We start from the raw sequence: 20786 nt of genomic DNA on the forward strand, positions 1-20786 counted from the left end.
GCACTTGATGCTGGAATTCAGGAATTTTTTGAGCACGAAAGTTATGCTAAGTTTTTATTGTTAAGTAAAGGCTGGATTCCAGTGGGCTTTGTTGCACCACTCAAGGAAAGAACAGGCAGTTACTGATGGAATTTGTTATAAAATAGATATTTAGCCGACAAAGGAAAAATATGCCAATAAGAATGAAAGTCAGTAACTGCAATGAATATAACAAATTTCTTCAAGAAAGGGGAAATGTTTTTCATTATATCAACGATGCCATTGAAAATTGGTACGAAAATAGTCCAAAAGTAGCAGGTGGCAACAATGTCTACAGCGACAAAGTAGTGATTCTAATTCACATAATAACCTATCTATTCAGGATTGGTCTTAGGCAAACAGTGGGATTTATAGAGAAATATCTTGAGCAAATAGGGAAAATTTTGCAAATTATCAGCTATTCGCAGGCTTCAAGAAGGTTTAAAAAGCTTAATATCAAAATCAACGACTGCAGAGTTGATAAGAACGATATGGAAGATATTGAAATTGCTATAGATAGTACAGGTATCAGCATCTACAATAATATTCCAGGCCATAGTAAGGCAAATGGTACAGATAGAAAGTATCGCCGCTATGAGCAAACAAGAAAGCTACATGTAATGCTAGAGATAGGTAGTAAAAAAGTTATAGCTGCAAAATACAGTAGTGGAGTTTATTCCGACCACTATGGAGCCTGTGATCTTATTGAAAGAGTGGATACCAAGTATAACATAAGCACGATATATGCAGATAGGGCATATAATCGAAAGAAGTTATACAAACTGTGCGATGAGCTTGACATAAAGACAAGGATTCCTCCGCAAAATAATGCAGTAGAGCATCCAAAGTTGGATTATATGAATGAGAGAAATTCTACAATCAAGCTCATAAAGTCATATGATGAAGATGGTATGAAGAGGTGGAAAAAAGAGATAAATTATTGGAAGAGATCTTATATAGAAAGTTTTTTCTCGCGACTGAAGCAAATATTTGGATTTAGTTTTAGGAATAAATCTGAGATTAATCGTGAGAAGGAACTGCTACTCAAGTGTTATTTGCTTAACAAATTTACTGAAATAGGCATGGCTAAGTTTGATATAGCTTCATGAATTTATTATACATTACCCACTATCCGAAGAGCTGTGCAACAAAGCCATTCCAGTGTCGGAGCACTGGAATGACAGAAGAAGGAAACACTCGGATAGGGGCAATTTTAATGATACCAATCATAGAGATCAGCTACTCTGATGACAACTTTTTATCCAAATAGTTTTATTGATGATATTAAAGATTGCACTATAATGAAAGTTTAAGCTAGCGTTTTTAAGGTGAATAAAGAGCTAATAAGTGAAATACCTTTACTTGAAGATAAGGCAGTTTCTGAGATTGAAAATGCTGCTTCTTTGAAGGATTTAGAAAAAGTTAGGTTGTCATACTTGGGGAGAAAGGGTGTAGTAAAAGCTTATTTCGATGACTTAAAGAATATAGATGATGCAGGAGAGAAACGCGACCTAGGTGCAGTGATTAATGTTTTACGCAATAAGATAGACCAGCTTATAACAAGCAAAGAAAATGAACTGAAAGATAAAGAAGTTAAGTTAAAACTGCAAAATGAAGCAGTTGATATCACACTGCCTGTCAGACCAGAAAGAATTGGCAAGATTCATCCACTCAGTAAAGTTATAAGTGAAGTGAAGCTCATTTTTGCGCATATGGGCTTTAAAGCAGTTGATGGTCCTGATATTGAAGATGAATTTCACGTATTTGATGCATTAAATACTCCAAGTCACCACCCTGCACGAGAGGAGCAAGATACCTTCTATTTAAGGAATAAAATAAATGATAAAAGAATGGTGCTGCGCACTCATACCTCATCTGTGCAGATTAGAACCATGGAAAAGACAAAAACTTTTCCAATTAAAATAGTGGCTGCAGGCAGGGTATACAGAAATGACTTTGATGCAACTCACACTCCTATGTTTCATCAGATAGAAGGACTTTATGTTAATGAAAATGTCAATATGGGCCAATTAAAATTTACTATTCATTGCTTCCTTAGTAAATTTTTCGGAGATAAGGGTCTAAGAATACGCTTTCGTAATAGTTTTTTCCCTTTTACTGAACCTTCTGCGGAAGTGGACATAAGCTATAAAGATAGTAAATGGATTGAAGTACTTGGATGTGGTATGGTGCATCCAAATGTCTTTAAAAATGTTGGAATAGACGATACTAAATACAGTGGCTTTGCATTTGGGATTGGTATAGAAAGGCTAGCAATGCTGAAATATCAAATTAGTGATCTAAGGAGCTTTTACGACAATAGAGTTAGTTGGCTCAACCATTATGGTTTTCATTTTTCGTCTTTAAGATAAGTGACAAATAAATCTTATACATTTGTTGTACTTGCTGCTGGGCATAGTGAACGAATGAATTCAAGCTTGCCTAAGGTTCTGCACAAAATAGGTAATTTCTCCATGCTTGAGCATGTCATTTACAATGCAAAGCAGCTGAATCCTGAAAAAATAGTTATTGTAGTCGATTTGCCTTTAACTCAAAGGCTGAAATGCTTTGAGGGTATAAAACTAATTACACAAGAGTCAACGCTCGGCACGGGAGATGCAGTCAAAATTGCAATGAGGAACCTGAAAGAATTGTCAGATATAGTTGTTGTGCAGTATGGGGATACTCCACTAATAAAAAGCAGCACAATAACTAAAATGATAAGCTGCTTAGGAGAGAGCAATGCTTTAGTTTGTCTTGGGTTTAAAACTAATAATAAAGGATACGGTAGACTAATTATTGAGAACGGTTCCCTAAGAGAAATCGTAGAAGCACAAAATGGTAGAAATAATGATGAGGAATTTCTTGCTAATGCCGGAATAATGGTTGCACGTGAAAAGAATCTACGTGAATTGGTGGAGAAAATAGAGTGTAATAACCAAGCTCATGAATATTACTTGACCGATATCGTTGCCATTGCAGTAAAGAGTAATTTAAATGTCGGCTATGTTATTGCTGATGAGGAGGAGGCAACTGGCATAAATAATAGGAATGACCTTGCAACGGCCGAGTTTTACTTTCAAGAAGAAAAAAGAAAGTTTTTCACTAACTCTGGAGTAACGCTTGTTGCTCCAGAAACTGTTTTCTTCTCTCTTGATACGCAAATTGGTATGGATTCGATTGTTTACCCATACGTTTTTTTTGGTCCTGGAGTAAAAATAGGATCTGGTGTTAGGGTTGGTCCATTTGCCAAATGTGAAAATACAACAATAGGTGATGGTGCAATCATAGGTAATTTTGTTGAAACAAAAGCAAGTGATATAGGTATAAATACTAAGATAAAGCATTTAAGTTATATAGGAAATACTCAGGTAGGGCAGGGGAGTAACATAGGTGCAGGTACCGTTATTTGTAATTATGATGGGAAAAAGAAACATAGAACAAATATTGGAAGCAATTGTTTTATTGGTGCCAATAGTTCATTAATTGCACCGCTTAATGTTCATGATGACTCTCTAGTTGCAGCAGGTAGCGTTGTAGTCAAAGATGTGCCAAAGGGAAGTCTGGCAATTGCAAGAGAAAGACAAATAACAAAAAAAATAAAATAATTCCAATTTTTTACTTGCAATTTATACTATTTTTAATATTTATATGCTTGTATATGCATATATTAATCTTTGGAGGATAAAAATGAAAAAGTTACTTACTTTGTTGGCTTGGTGCGACCTGAAAGTCTTCGGTCATATTGTTTAAAAGGAGAGGAATTCATTCAGAAAGAAACTGAAAGGATTCTAAAACTTATTAAACCAGATGTTTTGCCGTCTGAGTCTACGCATCAGTGCGAATCGGGCAACCGGTTGGTGCCAAGCGATGCGGACAATGAACCTCCTCTTGAAAAAGAAGATGCTCAATCGTGAGAGGGGCATAAACTGCAAGCATCATGTGGTTGGAGGGCTAGGCTAGTGGTATGGTGAACGTAAGTGAAGCTTTATAAGTACCGATACGATGAAAGAGCTAAAGATGCTGATAAGCTCTGACCAAAAGGTAATGTGGATAAGTTACATTTTTCATTTCTAGATGTACGCAAATAATAACTCCACCGGTATAGAGAAGCCACCTAACCCACTGTTGTATGACTGGAGAAACAGGGTAAGCCTGTATTTTCGCCTACATGGCAAGCAAACCGCAAGGAATGCTGATGGAAGTGCAGGTAAAGGAGAATGGAGAAAGCGAATGCCATTTTGTAACGAAATGGATACAATTTGTAACATTAATTCGCGTGAAAACGAGCAGACTTCCATTTGGTCCCTCGTGACAAGAAACTTTGTTAACCACTTAAGGTAGGAAAGCAGATGATTACAAGTAAACCTGTAAGTGCATCTACCGAAAGCTTTGAAGCATGGAAGCAATTGCCATGGAAGAAATGCCAGAAAGTTATTGTGAGGCTACAAAGACGTATTGTTAAGGCTGTCCAAGAAGGAAGATGGGGTAAGGTAAAAGCTTTACAACATCTTCTCACACGCTCTTTTAGCGGAAAAGCTTTGGCTGTTAAGAGAGTAACTGAAAACCAAGGAAAAACCACAGCAGGTGTAGATCGTCAACTATGGTCAACTTGCAATGCTAAATTTCAAGGAATAAAGCTGTTAAAACAAAGAGGATATAAACCTTCTCCGCTCAAACGAATTTATATCAGTAAATCTAATGGCAAAAGAAGGCCTCTCGGTATACCCACGATAAAAGATAGAGCGATGCAAGCATTATATCTGTTTGCTCTGGAACCGATAGCTGAAACGATCAGTGATCGTCACTCCTATGGCTTTAGACCTAAAAGATCCTGCGCGGATGCTATTGCTGCTTGTCACTTATTACTGGCAAGACGCAATCGACCACAATGGATACTAGAAGGTGATATCAAAGGGTGCTTTGACAACATTAACCATGAATGGCTTATGAAGCATATTCCTATGGAAAAGAAAATTCTTCATAGATGGTTAAAAGCTGGTTTCCTAGAATCGAAAACTCTGTATCCCACAACTGCTGGCACTCCGCAAGGAAGTATAATTTCTCCAATACTAGCTAACTTTACCTTAGATGGTCTTGAACAGTTATTAGAAAGTCGCTTTGGTAAATTAGGTAGCAAAAGAAGAGGAAAAATCAGAAGTGGAGTGAATGTAATCAGGTACGCAGACGACTTTATTATTTCAGGTTTCACACATGAAGTACTGGAAAAGGAAGTTAAGCCTTTAGTATCATCTTTTCTTCATGAGCGAGGTTTAATTCTGTCAGAAGAGAAGACAAAGATTACATCTATTACAACAGGGTTTGACTTTCTTGGTTGTAATGTACGTAGATATAATAAGAAGTTAATTATTAAACCTTCGAAAGAAAGTATTAAAAGACTTCTTAATAAAGCACGTACATTGATAAAAGCAAATATAGCGAACACTCAGGCTATAGTAATTAAGTCACTCAACTCTCTACTGAGAGGATGGGGAAATTACTATCACCATGTGTGTGCTAAAAAAGCGTTTAGAAAGATCGACAATGAAATTTGGCATAGTTTATGGAAATGGGCAAAGAAAAGACATCCTCGTAAAGGATTACGTTGGATAAAGAATCGTTACTTCAAAGTAATGGGTCAACGCCAATGGGTTTTTGCTGCACCCATATGCAAGAACAAACCAAAAGAGATACGGTATTTAAGACTGCTTAAGCTGATTGATATACCTATCAGACGACATGTTAAAATCAGAGCGGATGCAAATCCCCTTGACTTAAAATGGAAAAAGTATTTTGATGAGAGAGTGAAACGAACAAGAATGTTAGCAAGCTCCTTTTCAAGAGAAGGTTCTCTACTGTTGGTGTCACCATTAAGAATGATGTTTCCTGAGGAATCATGAAGGACAAGCCGGTTCTAGAAAAGAAGAACTTAGATAAGGGGCTCAAGCGTAGTGTGGGGAAACCTGCATGCTGCGTTTCTAAGGGAGGGGGTAGTAGTAATACTGCTTCCTTACCTGACCAAGTAAATTTTTATGCAAAAATTATTATCAAAAAGTAGTAATGTAAGAGGCTTTACGTGCAATTAAATTTATTTAACAATAATCAAGTTGATTATTGTTGGCAAAATTATATCACCTTAGATGAAAATAAGCACGTATATAACTCAATAGTTAATGATTTATCTTGGAAATGCCTGATTCTTTTTGGACCTAACAGCTCTGGGAAAACTCACCTTGCTCATATCTGGCAATCAAAAAACGATGCTATTTTCATTGATGTAAATAATTTTGTAAGCGAAATGAGGTACAGCGATGCGTTTATTTTAGAAGATGTACAAAACATTAAAGATGAGGAAATGTTGTTACATTGTTATAATTACATGAAAGAAAATGATAAGAGACTGCTAATTACTTCTTCGATTTTACCGAAAAAGCTTAACTTCAAACTAAAAGATTTAAGCTCGCGAATATTATCAACTATCAGCGTAAAAATTTTACCTGCAAGCGAAGAATTATTAAGAATTATGCTAATAAAACAATTTTCAGATAAACAGTTAAAAATTGATCTAAAGGTAATTGATTATATTCTAGCAAGAATAGAACGTTCTTTCCACAGCATTAATAAAGTTATAGAAAAAATAGATAATGAATCTATAGGATCAAATGTAACCATTCCTTTTATTAACACTTTATTAAAAAAAAGTGCCAATTGATTCCTTTTTTTGTAAGGTATTTATTACATATATTAAAAATTTATTAATACCCATACAATAATGAAGTTGAAATCACTATTTCTTTATGTTAAAATTATAATAAATACTATGATATAATAAGAATAAACAGACATAGCTAAGGGAAATTTTATACGATAGTAAAACTTACTTTACAGGATGTTTTTTATAGACTCAATGTGATAATTGAAATATGGTAAAAATAAGATCAAATTTAAAAAAAAGGTTAAAACAAAGGTTTGTAGTACTTACTTTATTGATAAATGCTTTGTTTATCTCATATTTTCTTATAAAAAACACAAAAAATACTTTCAATCAAATTATAGTCAAAGAAATAAATATAGGAGCTGATAATGAAAAATAAACAACCACAAAATAAAAAAGAGAATCTTTACATCACGTATTACATAGATGCTTTGGTTTCTGAAAAATCCTCTACACAAAATACTTTGGAAAGTTATCGTTCAGATTTACACCAACTTGAAAAATTTTTATTAGAAGGAGGCACTACCTTAGTTGGTGCAAGTAAAGCTAATATTAAAGATTATGTAAACTTTTTACGTACACAAAAGAAATATAAAACTAGTTCTATATCAAGAAAAATATCTGCTATCAAAAATTTCTATAAGTGCCTATTTAATGATGGAATAATAGATTTTAATCCAGCACCGGCTAATGATAATGAATTAAGAAATCCAAAGGTTTCCCGTCCTTTGCCTAAGTATTTAAGTGTTCAAGAAATATTTTTGCTCATGGAAACAGTAAAAAAATCAGCAAGCGGATCGAATAAAGAGATAAGCAGTAAAAGGCTATGTGCAATTTTAGATATTCTTTACTCTTCCGGGATGCGTGTTTCTGAACTAATTAATATGAAGTTATGTGAAGTATTACATTTAGTAAACGGTAATGGTAAAGAAGGCTATATAATAATAAAGGGAAAAAGTAGCAGAGAAAGGCAAATCCTTTTTAATGAGCAAGCATTGCAAAGTCTTAAAAATTATTTATCAATTCGTGACAATCTGCTTCCTAACAACAAAAAATCTGATTGGCTATTCCCAGGTGATAAACCTAATAAACCCATTACAAGGCAAAGAGTTGGTCAATTAATAAAGGAATTAGCAAGAAAGTGCGATATTGATGAAAATAAAATCTCTCCACATGTGATTAGGCATTCTCTTGCTACCCATCTACTGAATAGCGGAGCAAATATTGTGCTGATACAAAAAATTCTTGGCCATACTAATCTTTCTACAACACAAATATATACTCATATTGCTAATGAAAAGTTAAAGGACAAATTAGCTGATTCTCATCCTATTACTCAGATGATCAATAATTAAACTTATTGCTTTTAGTTTTGTAGTAAAGTTAAATTCAAATAAGTTTACGTGTGTTTGTGATTGCAAGTTTATTGTTTAATTTACTCCTTATATTATGGGAAGTATTCTATACTTTAATTACTCTCCCTGTAATTTTCTTTCCTGAGTGTGTAATAACCATTTTCCTTGTTTGCTCGGTGAGAGTTGTATTATTCATGTTGCGTTTATTATGTGGCATTAAATATGAAGTGAGGGGAATGGAAAACATTCCTAAGCAACCTTTTATAATTGCATCTAAACACCAATCTCCATTTGAAACATTTATTTTTATACTACTCTTTAGAAAAGCAGTTTTTATTTTAAAACGTGAATTGAAATGGATTCCATTCATTGGTTTACATCTTATAGCGCTGAAAATGATTTTTATTAACCGTTCAGATGGTATCAGTTCTATACGCCATATAATTAAACTAGCAAAAATGCATATAAAAGAAAATAGAAGCATAATAATATTTCCTGAAGGCACAAGAACGACTATAAACCAAAATATAAAATATCAATCGGGTATTGCTGCTTTATATAGCGTATTATCTGTTCCTGTGTTACCGATTGCTTTAAACACTGGTTTGTTTTGGCCAAAAAGCATACTTTCTCTGAGAAAGAATCCCGGAAAGGCGGTAATAGAAATATTACCTCCCATATATCCTGGGTTAAACAAAAATGAATTCTTGCAAAGTTTAGAAAAAATCATTGAAGAAAGAAGTAGTAGATTAATTGCAGAAAAAACTGATATTGCAAATTAACAAAAAAACTTTATAATTAAAAGAAAAGTACAGGTATTAATATATGGCAAATCATAAGAGTGCTAAAAAAATGATGAAGGTAATAGCAAAGCGTACTTTAGTAAATAAGATGCGAAAAAGCAAAACTCGTACTGCTATTAGAAGATTAGTTGATATAATCAAGTCTGGTGATAAAGAGAATGTTGTCTTGGCATTTCGGAATGCTGAATCCAATTTACACAAATGTGTAAATAAAGGTGTCATTCATAGGAATACTGCTGCACGTAAAATAAGTCGCTTAAATGCAAAAGTAAAAGCATTGATGACCGCTTAATACGGTTAATGTAAAGTTAACTGTATTAATATATACTTTTCAGTTTGTATATTCTGTATAAAATTAAGTAGCTCAAGTGATGGATAAAAAAGCATTATTGGAACTAAGTAATGGGTCAAAAATTGATCTGCCCGTATTAAGTGGAACAGTAGGTCCTGACGTGTTAAATATTAAGGATTTATATAAGACGACAGGATTATTCACTTATGATCCGGGGTTTGTTTCCACAGCTTCATGCTCTTCCACAATTACATTCATTGATGGAGATGAAGGAGTTCTTAAGTATAGGGGACATGATATAGCTGATTTGGCAGAGAATAATAGTTTTACTGCTGTGATTTATTTATTGCTCTATGGTGAACTACCCAGTTCAGAGCAACACAAAAAATTTCTTCTCAAAATACAAGAATCATCCAAAGTATCAGAGCAAGTTACAAATGTAATCAAAGCATTTCCAAAAACTGCTCACCCTATGTCGATTTTAGTTGCATGTTTTGCAAATTTGTCAGCATCTTACCATGAAACACATGGCAACAATGTCAATGGTGAAGATTTAGATTTTGGAATTTCTGCAATAGCACAAGTTCCTGCAATTGTTGCAATGATTTATAGACATATCAACAATCAGGAATTCACAAATGCTAATAATAAATTAAGTTATAGTGAGAATTTCTTAAATATGATATTTGGCAGTGCTGTTAATAATACCCTTTTTGTAAAAGCTCTGGATAAAATATTTACTCTCCATGCTGATCATGAACAGAATGCTTCTACAGCAGCTGTCAGATTGGTAGGGTCAGCTGGTTCTAATCTATTTGCAAGCCTGTCTGCAGGAGTTGCTACACTTTGGGGTCCAGCACACGGTGGAGCTAATGAGGCAGTTATAAATATGCTAAAAGAGATAGAGCAAAGTGGAGATGTAGATAGATTCATTGAGAAAGCTAAAGATGATAAAGATCCATTTAAGCTAATGGGATTTGGACATCGTGTTTATAAAAACTATGATCCGCGCGCGCTTATATTAAAGGATGCTTGTCATGAGATTTTAAGCAAACTAGAGCAAAACAATGAATTACTTGAAATTGCAAAAAAACTTGAAGAAATAGCTTTAAAGGATGAGTATTTTATTACACGTAAGTTGTATCCAAATGTTGATTTTTATTCAGGTATAATAATGAATGCTATCGGTATCCCTTCAAGTATGTTTACACCCATTTTTGCACTTGCAAGAACCACTGGTTGGGTTGCCCAGTGGTATGAAATGGTAAACGATAAAGAAACCAAGATTTGTAGGCCAAGGCAGCTCTACCTTGGCAAATAAACTTTCATTCACAATTCATCTTTGAATAGCCTAATTTCCTTTAGCTATAAAATACAACAAATTGATTTTTTATTAGTTGATGTCTGCTTTTTTGCAGAACATTGGTCAGGCTGTGATATAGAAGGTTGGTTAAATGTTGTTTCGGGCTTATTAAAAGAAGATCGTGCTGAAGAAGGGCCAAAGCCACTATCTTTAGCCGAAGCATCATCCCCACCTTTACCTTCACCATAGTAGTCGGGCCTAAGGAATTTTCTTGAGTTTCCAGTATGTGATTTACCTATAACTGAATTCTTAGGTGAACCAGCAAAACCACTATCTGCACTTGGTCCATCCGTCCCTACTTTTTCAGGAGGGACAAGAATTTGTGGTTTCATAGCTTGCACACGCGCAGGATCAATGAATAGTTTATAATCCTTATTGATTACAGAGCTCTCTGTGATCTTATCCATCACACAATAAGCAATGTCTGGGTTAAAAAAGTCTATTGCATATATTCGTTTGGCACCATACGTTAGCAGACCTCTTTCTGCAATATCATTTTTTACATCACGCAATACTTTTGTACCACCGAACACCTCATTATTAATATGATCAACTTCCTCTTTACTTAAAAACTCTATGTAATTATTATAATTCACGATAGGAGCTAAAATTGAAAACTCATTTTTACTTTCTTTATGGGAAGCATGCCAAATAGAATCAATTTGCAGGTGCGGAAGTGATTTACGAATTAAATCAATAACTGCAAACTTCAGAGTGTCATTCATTTCATCCTCGGTACTTGAAACTTGCAAATCACGACACTTCAAGGATACTTTATCCTTTGCTATGTCTTTAATGAGCTTAGGATTATCAAAAATGCTTTTCTTTAGATATACATAATTTCCTTTCTCTTCTAAAAAATCCTTAGTTTTTTTAGGACCATTTTCATAACCTTTTATTCCCGATGAAAGCAAATTTACAAAAGAACGTTGCAAATTTCTATCAACACACTCCACACCATATAGATAAGATCCCTTATCAAAGACTTCATCAATTATATTATAATCTACATGTTCTTCTATCTCCTGCTCTATATCATCTGATAGATCCTCACAACCTAGTTCCGATTTTTTGTCTTCTTTTTCTTGCTCTTTAATAAGATCTGTTGTAAATCGCGCGAGTTCATTGGCTAGTAAAAACTTTAGATTAGAAATTACCTCTTTTCTAATTGGCACCAAAAATTTATTATCTTCAGCCGATTTCCCCTGATCAAAGTTAAAAGGAAAAAACTTTGTATAAAAATTATTATCAAGAATACTTTCATCCGGACAAAATCTTTGTATTATTTTTTCTTTCATACTTTTCAAGTACTTTATGCGCTGATCAAGAGTCATATTATTATCAAATGAGATAACAATATGATCGTTCTTTACAGTAAAATTAGTAACAACAGCATTACTGAAACGAAGAATACTATTAAATGCTTTTACTAATTCTCGATTTATTTCACTTTTATTAGGCATAACGCCACCTCTCTAATTAATCAACATAATTATTTACTGCTACCCTGACCACTCTTACTACTACTGGATTGATTTTGCTTCATTCGTTCTTGTTCACGCTTAATTCTATCGCTGAAGTTATCTATCCTCTTTGGATCAGGTAAATCTTTTTTATAAATCCTTGTTCTCCCTGAATCAGGTACTTTTTTATTTGGATCATTATTACCATCCATATTAGCCTCCGAATTAAATTATTATGTAATGAGTATATTAAGAATCAATTATCAGCACAAGCAGTTTTTTTACATAAATTTTATTCACCATTTTTATACTCCTGGATTCCAGACTGGAATAACAACTTTTTAAATTAAGTTTTCTGGATCCCAGTGGGCTTTGTTGCACAGCTCTTCGGGTAGTGGGTAATGTATAATAAATTCATGAAGCTATATCAAACTTAGCCATGCCTATTTCAGTAAATTTGTTAAGCAAATAACACTTGAGTAGCAGTTCCTTCTCACGATTAATCTCAGATTTATTCCTAAAACTAAATCCAAATATTTGCTTCAGTCGCGAGAAAAAACTTTCTATATAAGATCTCTTCCAATAATTTATCTCTTTTTTCCACCTCTTCATACCATCTTCATCATATGACTTTATGAGCTTGATTGTAGAATTTCTCTCATTCATATAATCCAACTTTGGATGCTCTACTGCATTATTTTGCGGAGGAATCCTTGTCTTTATGTCAAGCTCATCGCACAGTTTGTATAACTTCTTTCGATTATATGCCCTATCTGCATATATCGTGCTTATGTTATACTTGGTATCCACTCTTTCAATAAGATCACAGGCTCCATAGTGGTCGGAATAAACTCCACTACTGTATTTTGCAGCTATAACTTTTTTACTACCTATCTCTAGCATTACATGTAGCTTTCTTGTTTGCTCATAGCGGCGATACTTTCTATCTGTACCATTTGCCTTACTATGGCCTGGAATATTATTGTAGATGCTGATACCTGTACTATCTATAGCAATTTCAATATCTTCCATATCGTTCTTATCAACTCTGCAGTCGTTGATTTTGATATTAAGCTTTTTAAACCTTCTTGAAGCCTGCGAATAGCTGATAATTTGCAAAATTTTCCCTATTTGCTCAAGATATTTCTCTATAAATCCCACTGTTTGCCTAAGACCAATCCTGAATAGATAGGTTATTATGTGAATTAGAATCACTACTTTGTCGCTGTAGACATTGTTGCCACCTGCTACTTTTGGACTATTTTCGTACCAATTTTCAATGGCATCGTTGATATAATGAAAAACATTTCCCCTTTCTTGAAGAAATTTGTTATATTCATTGCAGTTACTGACTTTCATTCTTATTGGCATATTTTTCCTTTGTCGGCTAAATATCTATTTTATAACAAATTCCATCAGTAACTGCCTGTTCTTTCCTTGAGTGGTGCAACAAAGCCTGCTGGAATCCAGATGAAAAACCAGTCTCTGGAATGACAAAAAGAGAGAGAACCTTTACACACTTCTCTCTTTGACTGAAGAAGCATGGTTTTCAACTCTCACATCATCAGTTAATCCTCCTGGCAATTCCACAGCAGCATCAGACTTTTGTTGATTACTCATTGAATGATTAAGTTTAGAAGTTTTTTTTAGCTTTGCGTTCCTTGTATTATCACCACACTTTTGTCTTCTAACTCTCCTGTGTTCCTTTCGCTCTGGAGCAGGTGGACAGACAGCTAATTTTGGTTTTTCAGTTTTCTCTTCTTTTGCTTCTTTCTTTTCTTTATTCATTTTTTCCAGTTTTGGTACTTCACTATTTTTGTGACTTATAACAGGTTTAGGTAGAGTGTCTACTAATTTTTCTATAGGCTTTGGTAAAATAGCACGTTCTTGCTTATTCAGAGTGATTGGCATTGGAACTTGAGATGAAAAATTAAATAGGGAAATTGGTGTGATTTCATTCACTTTTGTTTCTATTTCTTGACGAACTTCTTTTGATTCTGTTTTTTCTGCTTTTTTGTCTCTTTTTTCCTCAGTTACATCTTGCTCTACTACTGCTGCTAAATCAACTGCAAAAATTTCTGCAAACATTGCAATGACTGAGCCCACGAGAAAAGTTTGAAGCTTCAATTTTAAATTTTGCAACGCTTGCAAACGTTCGAGTATTGCTATTTCTTCTTCAGGAGATAACTCACCGCTGAGTAATTTCTCCTGCAATTCTTTTATCTCTTTGTCTAGCCTTTTATCCCAACTTAAATCTAAATCTTTTTTGAAGATCTTTTTAACTAATTCCTTAAGCTTATCACGCAAAAACTTAATTATCGAAAGAAGCAGATTTTTCTCTTTCTTCTCCTTGAGCATTTTGTAGACTTTCGGATCTACATTTACTTCAAAAAGATTAAAGAGGGATTCAAAGAAATTTGCGAATACCCCTTGATTATCATCAGTAAAGTAATCCTCATTATCTTGTATCTGTAGCTCTACTTGAGATAATGTTTCATCAATGCAACTCGCAGCCTGACGCTCAAGCTCTATTCTCTTGAGCTCAGCTTTCCTAGCAAGCTCCTCCATGAATCCTTTTAATTCATTGAGCTTCTGCTCTGCAGAGAGATCTTGCTCTCTGATTCGATTAATGTAGATTGAGCTACCGTCCTCTTCGTTGTTATTGATTAAAAAATTTTTCATTGCTTTTTCTCCATTAATTGAATTACTGTTTCTATAATTGTTTAGAAGGCTTTTTACCATTTTATCTTAAGTCTATAAAATACAATAACTCAATCTTACAATATGAAGTATTTAATAAGTATTAATCTTAAAAAATATCAATAAATTATTGATATTTTTACATTCATACTATATACAGCCTAGCATATATTACGTAATTTTTCAAGAACATATTCACTATAACAGAAGACTTTCTTATTTGCCTCTAAAACACCTGCAAATCATATAATAAAAGAATATTATAATGTTTAATGTAATACTATACAATGTTATAAAATATAGTATAATACTAGCATACCACTGAATTAATGCTGAGATATTCCCTTGCTTGATCAGTTAAAACACGTCCTCTTGGTGTGCGCTTTACAAAACTGACCTTGATTAAATAAGGTTCTACTGTTTCTTCAATATTGCCAACATCTTCAGATAGTGCAATAGATATGGTGTCAATTCCAACAGGTCCTGAGGTGTTAAACAAAAATCTCAGATAATCCATATCTAATTTATTTAGTCCCATTTTATCTATACCCAATTTTGATAGTGCAGAACCGGCAATTTCACAGGTAATTTTTTTATCATCTTTTACTTCAACAAAATCTCTTATTCTTCTGAGTAATCTCAAAGCAATTCTTGGAGTACCACGGGCGCGGCAGGCAATTTCCTGCACAGCATCCTTTTCGATTTCAGCACAAAGAACTCTTGCACCTCTTTTGATAATATCAATCAGTTCCTCAAAAGAATAAAACTCAAGATGCAGGGGAATACCAAAACGATCCCTCAGCGGTGCAGAAAGCAGTCCAAGCCGTGTTGTTGCCCCAATCAGTGTAAATGGTGGTAAATCTATTCTTAAAGTTCTGGTAGATGGGCCCTCACCTACTAGTATATCTAGGCAAAAATCTTCCATAGCAGTATATAAAACTTCCTCAATGCTACGATTTAATCTATGGATCTCATCGATAAATAGAACATCTTTTGCATTTAAAGTAGTGAGCACTGCAGCTAAGTCCCCAGCTTTACTAAGCAATGGACCAGAAGTTGCACGAAAGCTAACCCTTAACTCCTTAGAGACAATTTGTGCTAAAGTCGTTTTACCAAGCCCTGGAGGACCATAGAGCAATACGTGATCCAAAGCTTCAGCTCTCGTCTGTGCAGCATTTATAAACACTTTTAAATTTTGTATTAAGTCTTTTTGCCCGACAAAATCATCAAGTTGCTCAGGCCGGATATTTAAATTACGTACATCTTCAGAGTATTCCTTACTACATGATATTGACTTCATATTGTTTTAAGCGCCATACGAATAATATCTTTAGTGTCCAAGTTTGGTGATTCATCTTCTATTTTTTTTATTGTATCATAAGCTTTTGTTCTTTCATATCCAAGATTGATCAAAGCTGAAAGAGCATCTTCACTAATTGAGTGAAAATGATTGTTATTTATCTCTAATTTACTTACTTTGCCATTCAGCTCAGTAATAATTCGATTTATGAGTTTCAGGCCAAGTCCACTCACCTTAAGTGCTAGTTTATCCTCATTTATAATTGCCAAAAACAGTTGCTCTGGAGTTAATTTGCTCAAAATTGACATTGCGGTTTTATAGCTGACACCGCTCACTTTAACTAATAAACGCAGACACTGCTGTTCTTCTTTACTTATAAAGCCATATAGCTGAGTAACGTTTTCTCTGCTATTTGCATAAGTGTCGATAAGTAATTTTACTCTACTTCCAATCGAACAAGCACTTAAAGTTTTGGCTGAAAGATATACTATGTAGCCAACATCATTCACATTCAGGATTATGTGATCGCTACACACCTCATCAACTATTCCTCTTAGATTTCCTATCATTTCTAGTACTTTATAAAATTCAGTTTAAATGCTCCTGAATCTTAGGTCAAGCAAACGAACATTATAGAAGTAGTTCCAGTTTCAATCATTGCAGACAAGTTTGCAGGAAATCTATTTTAATATGTTATTCCAGATCATTATGTAATTGAACCACAAGTTACTCCGATAGAAATAGAATTGCAGTCTCCTAACTTAGCTAAGTAATAGAAATTTCTATCTTTGGTGAAATAAAGGTAATTGTTTACTGTTTGCGAAAATATTTGCATAATTTAAGTAACATTACTTGATAAGAATTAACTATGGAGCTTAATAAGATTGCAGCATCGATTTTACTTTCTGGATTAATAATTATGATAGTTAGTAATGTAGTTGATATGCTCTACAACCCAGAGGATTATAAAATTGAACACCAAACAATAGTAGCAGCCAGCAATGAGCCTCAACAAAAGATTGAACAAGTGGCACTTGATATTGGAGAGCTCATGCAGAATGCTAGCTTTGAAAAAGGCAAGTCAGCAGCAAAAAAATGTATAGCTTGTCATAGTTTTGAGAAAGGTGGAATGAATAAAGTGGGGCCAAACTTATGGAACGTGGTTGGAAATAAAAAGGCCCATCTTGGCAGCTCATTCAATTACTCAAAAGCACTACTTGAAAAAGGTGGGAAATGGGAGTATGAGGAGTTATTTGCTTTTTTAAAAAATCCAAAAGCCTACATAAAAGGTACACGTATGGCATTTGCAGGCATTTCCAATCCACAAGAGATTGCAGATCTAGTCAGCTATTTGCGTTCGATGAGCGATAGTCCGGTTGCCTTGCCAAAGTAGTATGAATTATTGTAAATTACTCGATGGAAGTAATGGCCATATAGCATATCGAAAGCTACAAGGAAAGAAGGCTTCTATAGTTTTTTTTAGTGGTTTTGCATCCAATATGGATGGAACTAAAGCAACTGCCGTTTACAAATTTTGCCAAGAAAATGATATAGCACTTGTGCTCTTTGATTATTTTGGCCATGGTAATTCAAGCGGTGATTTTGCTGATTATACAATAAGTGATTGGCAAAAAAATTGTGCTAAAGTGATAAGTGAATTAACTAGCAATAAACAAATAATTATAGGTTCAAGTATGGGAGGATGGCTGATGCTGCTCACTGCTCTTCAATTTCCAGAAAAAATTGCAGCATTAATCGGCATATCGTCTGCTCCTGATTTTACTGAAGATTTGATATTCAAGCAATTGTCAGGCAAGCAAAAAGAAGAACTAGGTTCTAAAGGTGTAATAGATTTTACTTCGGAGCATTGTGCATACAAAATAACTAAAAATCTGATCGAAGACGGTAGAAAGAACCTTCTTTTAAACAGAGAAGCAATAGATATAAACTGTCCTGTGCGCTTATTGCATAGCATTAATGATAAAGATGTTCCTTATCAAACTTCATTGAATTTAGCTGAAAAAATTAAGTCAACAGACGTTGAAGTACACTTAATAAAATCAGCAGAACACAACATGTCTGATAATCATTCACTGAAAATTTTATTTAAGACCATCAGAGAATTTTTGCCAGGAGAAATATATAATTGAAGTAATTCAGATGTGTTTGTCGTAAGAGCTGCAGTTATAGCTTCAACAGTAGGCACTATTCTTGATCACCTCAACATTTTCTCTTGGCAATTCTTTAATAAATCGAGAAGTGCTCATTGGTTGCCACTGATTATTAATTTCCCTCCTATCTGCACATGAAATGATCAACCTTTCTTTTGCTCTAGTTATGCCAACATATGCAAGTCTTCTCTCTTCTTCCAAAGCTTTACCACTTTTATCTTCAAAAGATCTTTGATGAGGAAATAATCCTTCTTCCCAACCAGGTAAAAACACGCACGGGAATTCAAGCCCTTTAGCCGCATGAAGAGTCATAACATATACAGTGTCATCGCTATTCATATTATCCACTTCCATCACCAAACTAATATGCTCCAAGAAGGTTATAGTGCTGTCAAAATTCTTCAAAGATGAAATGAGCTCTTTAACATTTTCTATTCGCGCTAAACCCGTCACTCCTTCATTCTCAAGCATTTCCATATATCCTGATTGATTTGCTACGATTTTAACAAATTCATGCAGTGGTTTTACGCTTACTATTTCTTCCCAAGCTTTAATTTTATTTAAAAAATCATTTAGTGAGAGTTTAATTCTTTCGGTTACTTGATCACTATTAACCAATATTTTTGCTGCCTCAAAAAAAGAAATTTTGTTATCCTGAGCAGTCGTGTATATTTTCTTTAGAGTTGTAGCTCCTATGCTTCTTTTTGGACGATTTACGATCCTTTCAAAAGCGAGATCATCATTATTATTTGTAACAAGCCTCAAATATGCAATTATATCCCTTACTTCTTGACGTTCGTAGAATTTTACGCCACTTATAATCTTATAGGGAATTGAATATTTTATAAAATACTCTTCGAGAACTCTAGTTTGAAAAGTAGCCCTGACGAGCACTGCAATATCACTAAATCTGTATTTATTGAGTTTTAATATCTGTTCGCTTATGAACCTTGCTTCAGCCTTTCCGTCCCACAATTTGATTAGATTTACCTTTTCGCCTTCAATGTTTGTTGTCCACAATTTTTTTTCTAAGCGAGTCTTATTGTGATTGATCACATATGATGCAGTTGCAATTATGTGGGATGTTGACCTGTAGTTACACTCCAGTTTAACGGTTTTTGCATTTTTAAAATCATCGGAAAATTTCAAAATATTTTCAACTTCTGCACCACGCCAACTGTATATCGACTGGTCATCATCTCCTACACAGCAAATATTTGAATGCTCTTTTGCAAGGTATTTTAGCCAAAGATATTGTATTGCATTTGTATCTTGATACTCATCTACCATGACATACTTAAACTTGTTTTGGTAGTAGGACAGAACCTCGGTCTTTTTATTAAAAAGTTGTATGTTATATAACAATAAGTCACCAAAATCAACAGAGTTAAGGAATTTTAACCTTTCCTGATACTGGTAATAGACTTTAAGTGCAGTTACGTAAACTGGCCTAAATGATTGAACATCTTCCACTTCAGACGGCAATAAGCACTTCTCTTTCCATTGCTGAATAATATTCATAATGGTCTTATATTTTTCTGATAGGTAATCAGGATTTATTTCATTGATAATATTTTTTATTACCTGTAATTGGTCATCCACACCAATGATTGTAAAATTGGGGTTTAAGCCCACAATTTCTGCGTGCATGCGCAAAATTTTTGCTGCAATTGCATGGAAAGTGCCAAGCCATGGTATGTTTGTGCCCGTTAGCTCAAGTACCCTTGATACCATCTCATTTGCTGCTTTATTTGTAAATGTAACTGCTAATATCTCATCAGAATAAGCGTGACCGTTTCTAATTATGTGTGCTATTCTTGAAGTAATCGTTCTTGTTTTTCCGGTTCCGGCTCCTGCCAGTATCAAAACTGGCCCATTTATGTTAGTTACAGCTAATTGCTGTTCTGGATTTAACAGTGAGAGATAATCGTTCATTGAAGCTCTATAGATTATAACTTTATAAAGTTAAACCTATGATCCAAATATTGTAAAGGTCTTATTGAACATAACATTCAACTCATTCAAGTACTAGATATTTAAGCGTAGATCTATCTTGTTGGGGTAGCTTCAAGTGTATGGTGAGTAACAACAACTTGATTTGAGATATTGGCATCAAAACTTCTGCTTGTTTGATGAATAGGTGGAGTTTGAAATGGCTTAGGCTTACGATTCAGTTCCTTCATCTTTATTTCCTCAGCTTTAATAGGAAGTTTTTCTGGAACATAGAAGTTATGAATTTCAGCTCGTTCAGTGAAATTTTCATATGTTGCTTTCAACCAAGCTCCAATATCATATATAAAACCATATGCTTTTTCTTTAAATTCTATCAATGATCTACTGAAACTTGCTAATGTGTTATTAAAGTAAATTGTCATATAGTCTCTTGTGGTGTATTGATAACCTTCTCCATTTAATCTGCTATTTTGTGCGTTAGAACTATTGTTGCTTTTGAAGTAACCAAATATGTTGTACATTTTGAGCTACCGCTGACTATTAATATACATACATTATATATTAATAAATCAAGATTGTCAAGAGTGTTTATTGCATTACTGAGGAGTTGAAGCTTGTAGTACGATATTTTCAAATCTTTAATATAGTATTGA

22 protein-coding genes are annotated in these 20786 nt (G+C 34.1%); 14 read left to right on the plus strand and 8 right to left on the minus strand.

The window, feature by feature from the left end; translation table 11 throughout:
- The first annotated feature begins 170 nt into the window (after positions 1-170).
- The 12 genes from ABWU28_RS06955 (at position 171) to ABWU28_RS07010 (ending at position 10504) form a co-directional block, all read left to right on the plus strand.
- Positions 171-1127 carry an IS5 family transposase gene (locus ABWU28_RS06955; protein ID WP_213863789.1) on the plus strand — a complete coding sequence of 319 codons (957 nt, stop codon included), beginning with the start codon at positions 171-173 and terminating at the stop codon, positions 1125-1127.
- A 219-nt stretch (positions 1128-1346) separates the two neighbouring features.
- A complete protein-coding gene (pheS, locus tag ABWU28_RS06960; RefSeq protein WP_019236907.1) occupies positions 1347-2390 on the plus strand; it encodes a phenylalanine--tRNA ligase subunit alpha in 1044 nt (347 codons plus the stop codon).
- Positions 2391-3626, plus strand: a complete 1236-nt coding sequence (locus tag ABWU28_RS06965; RefSeq protein WP_019236908.1) for an NTP transferase domain-containing protein — start codon at positions 2391-2393, stop codon at positions 3624-3626.
- Between the two features lie 69 nt (positions 3627-3695).
- Positions 3696-3935 (plus strand): hypothetical protein, encoded by a 240-nt coding sequence (locus tag ABWU28_RS06970; RefSeq protein WP_353275211.1) that lies wholly within the window; start codon positions 3696-3698, stop codon positions 3933-3935.
- Positions 3936-4189: 254 nt separating this feature from the next.
- Positions 4190-4333: a hypothetical protein gene (locus tag ABWU28_RS06975; protein ID WP_353274966.1), complete on the plus strand. Its 144-nt coding sequence runs from the start codon at positions 4190-4192 to the stop codon at positions 4331-4333.
- Between the two features lie 37 nt (positions 4334-4370).
- Positions 4371-5918: a group II intron reverse transcriptase/maturase gene (gene ltrA, locus ABWU28_RS06980; protein ID WP_019236826.1), complete on the plus strand. Its 1548-nt coding sequence runs from the start codon at positions 4371-4373 to the stop codon at positions 5916-5918.
- The gene (locus ABWU28_RS06985) at positions 5915-6076 is read left to right on the plus strand and encodes a hypothetical protein (RefSeq protein WP_012481963.1); all 162 of its coding nucleotides are present in this window, start codon (positions 5915-5917) and stop codon (positions 6074-6076) included. Before ltrA ends, ABWU28_RS06985 begins: the two co-directional genes overlap by 4 nt.
- Positions 6077-6094: 18 nt before the next feature.
- Positions 6095-6730, plus strand: coding sequence for a DnaA ATPase domain-containing protein (locus ABWU28_RS06990; RefSeq protein WP_007302365.1), 636 nt, complete (start codon positions 6095-6097; stop codon positions 6728-6730).
- 371 nt (positions 6731-7101) lie between these two features.
- A complete protein-coding gene (locus ABWU28_RS06995) occupies positions 7102-8088 on the plus strand; it encodes a site-specific tyrosine recombinase (RefSeq protein ID WP_007302367.1) in 987 nt (328 codons plus the stop codon).
- 56 nt (positions 8089-8144) lie between these two features.
- Positions 8145-8870 carry a lysophospholipid acyltransferase family protein gene (locus tag ABWU28_RS07000; protein WP_012481964.1) on the plus strand — a complete coding sequence of 242 codons (726 nt, stop codon included), beginning with the start codon at positions 8145-8147 and terminating at the stop codon, positions 8868-8870.
- 43 nt (positions 8871-8913) lie between these two features.
- Positions 8914-9183, plus strand: a complete 270-nt coding sequence (gene rpsT, locus ABWU28_RS07005) for a 30S ribosomal protein S20 (protein WP_007302369.1) — start codon at positions 8914-8916, stop codon at positions 9181-9183.
- A 79-nt stretch (positions 9184-9262) separates the two neighbouring features.
- Positions 9263-10504, plus strand: a complete 1242-nt coding sequence (locus ABWU28_RS07010; protein WP_007302370.1) for a citrate synthase — start codon at positions 9263-9265, stop codon at positions 10502-10504.
- Positions 10505-10548: 44 nt separating this feature from the next.
- Here the strand turns inward: ABWU28_RS07010 and ABWU28_RS07015 are convergent, their stop codons facing one another.
- The 6 genes from ABWU28_RS07015 to ruvA all read right to left on the minus strand — a co-directional run bounded on the left by ABWU28_RS07015 (position 10549) and on the right by ruvA (position 16578).
- Positions 10549-12009, minus strand: coding sequence for a hypothetical protein (locus tag ABWU28_RS07015; protein WP_353275214.1), 1461 nt, complete (start codon positions 12007-12009; stop codon positions 10549-10551).
- A 29-nt stretch (positions 12010-12038) separates the two neighbouring features.
- Positions 12039-12221 carry a hypothetical protein gene (locus tag ABWU28_RS07020; RefSeq protein WP_353275216.1) on the minus strand — a complete coding sequence of 61 codons (183 nt, stop codon included), beginning with the start codon at positions 12219-12221 and terminating at the stop codon, positions 12039-12041.
- Positions 12222-12423: 202 nt separating this feature from the next.
- Positions 12424-13380: an IS5 family transposase gene (locus tag ABWU28_RS07025; protein WP_213863789.1), complete on the minus strand. Its 957-nt coding sequence runs from the start codon at positions 13378-13380 to the stop codon at positions 12424-12426.
- Between the two features lie 141 nt (positions 13381-13521).
- A complete protein-coding gene (locus ABWU28_RS07030; RefSeq protein WP_353275218.1) occupies positions 13522-14751 on the minus strand; it encodes a hypothetical protein in 1230 nt (409 codons plus the stop codon).
- A gap of 268 nt (positions 14752-15019) precedes the next feature.
- Positions 15020-16009, minus strand: coding sequence for a Holliday junction branch migration DNA helicase RuvB (gene ruvB / locus ABWU28_RS07035; protein ID WP_052265003.1), 990 nt, complete (start codon positions 16007-16009; stop codon positions 15020-15022).
- On the minus strand, positions 16006-16578 hold the full coding sequence (gene ruvA / locus ABWU28_RS07040) for a Holliday junction branch migration protein RuvA (protein ID WP_007302375.1): 573 nt from the start codon (positions 16576-16578) through the stop codon (positions 16006-16008). Before ruvA ends, ruvB begins: the two co-directional genes overlap by 4 nt.
- 299 nt (positions 16579-16877) lie before the next feature.
- Between ruvA and ABWU28_RS07045 the strand changes: the two genes are divergently transcribed.
- Together ABWU28_RS07045 and ABWU28_RS07050 are read left to right on the plus strand one after the other, a co-directional pair.
- Positions 16878-17402, plus strand: coding sequence for a c-type cytochrome (locus ABWU28_RS07045; protein WP_007302376.1), 525 nt, complete (start codon positions 16878-16880; stop codon positions 17400-17402).
- A 1-nt stretch (position 17403) separates the two neighbouring features.
- Positions 17404-18159, plus strand: a complete 756-nt coding sequence (locus ABWU28_RS07050; RefSeq protein WP_007302377.1) for an alpha/beta hydrolase — start codon at positions 17404-17406, stop codon at positions 18157-18159.
- Between the two features lie 42 nt (positions 18160-18201).
- Here the strand turns inward: ABWU28_RS07050 and ABWU28_RS07055 are convergent, their stop codons facing one another.
- Positions 18202-20115, minus strand: coding sequence for an ATP-dependent helicase (locus tag ABWU28_RS07055; RefSeq protein WP_007302378.1), 1914 nt, complete (start codon positions 20113-20115; stop codon positions 18202-18204).
- Positions 20116-20228: 113 nt separating this feature from the next.
- Positions 20229-20654, minus strand: a complete 426-nt coding sequence (locus ABWU28_RS07060; protein WP_052265004.1) for a hypothetical protein — start codon at positions 20652-20654, stop codon at positions 20229-20231.
- Positions 20655-20786: the final 132 nt, after the last annotated feature.

This window comes from Wolbachia endosymbiont (group B) of Pilophorus perplexus, assembly GCF_964028155.1.
In the GTDB taxonomy this organism is placed as follows: Bacteria; Pseudomonadota; Alphaproteobacteria; order Rickettsiales; family Anaplasmataceae; genus Wolbachia.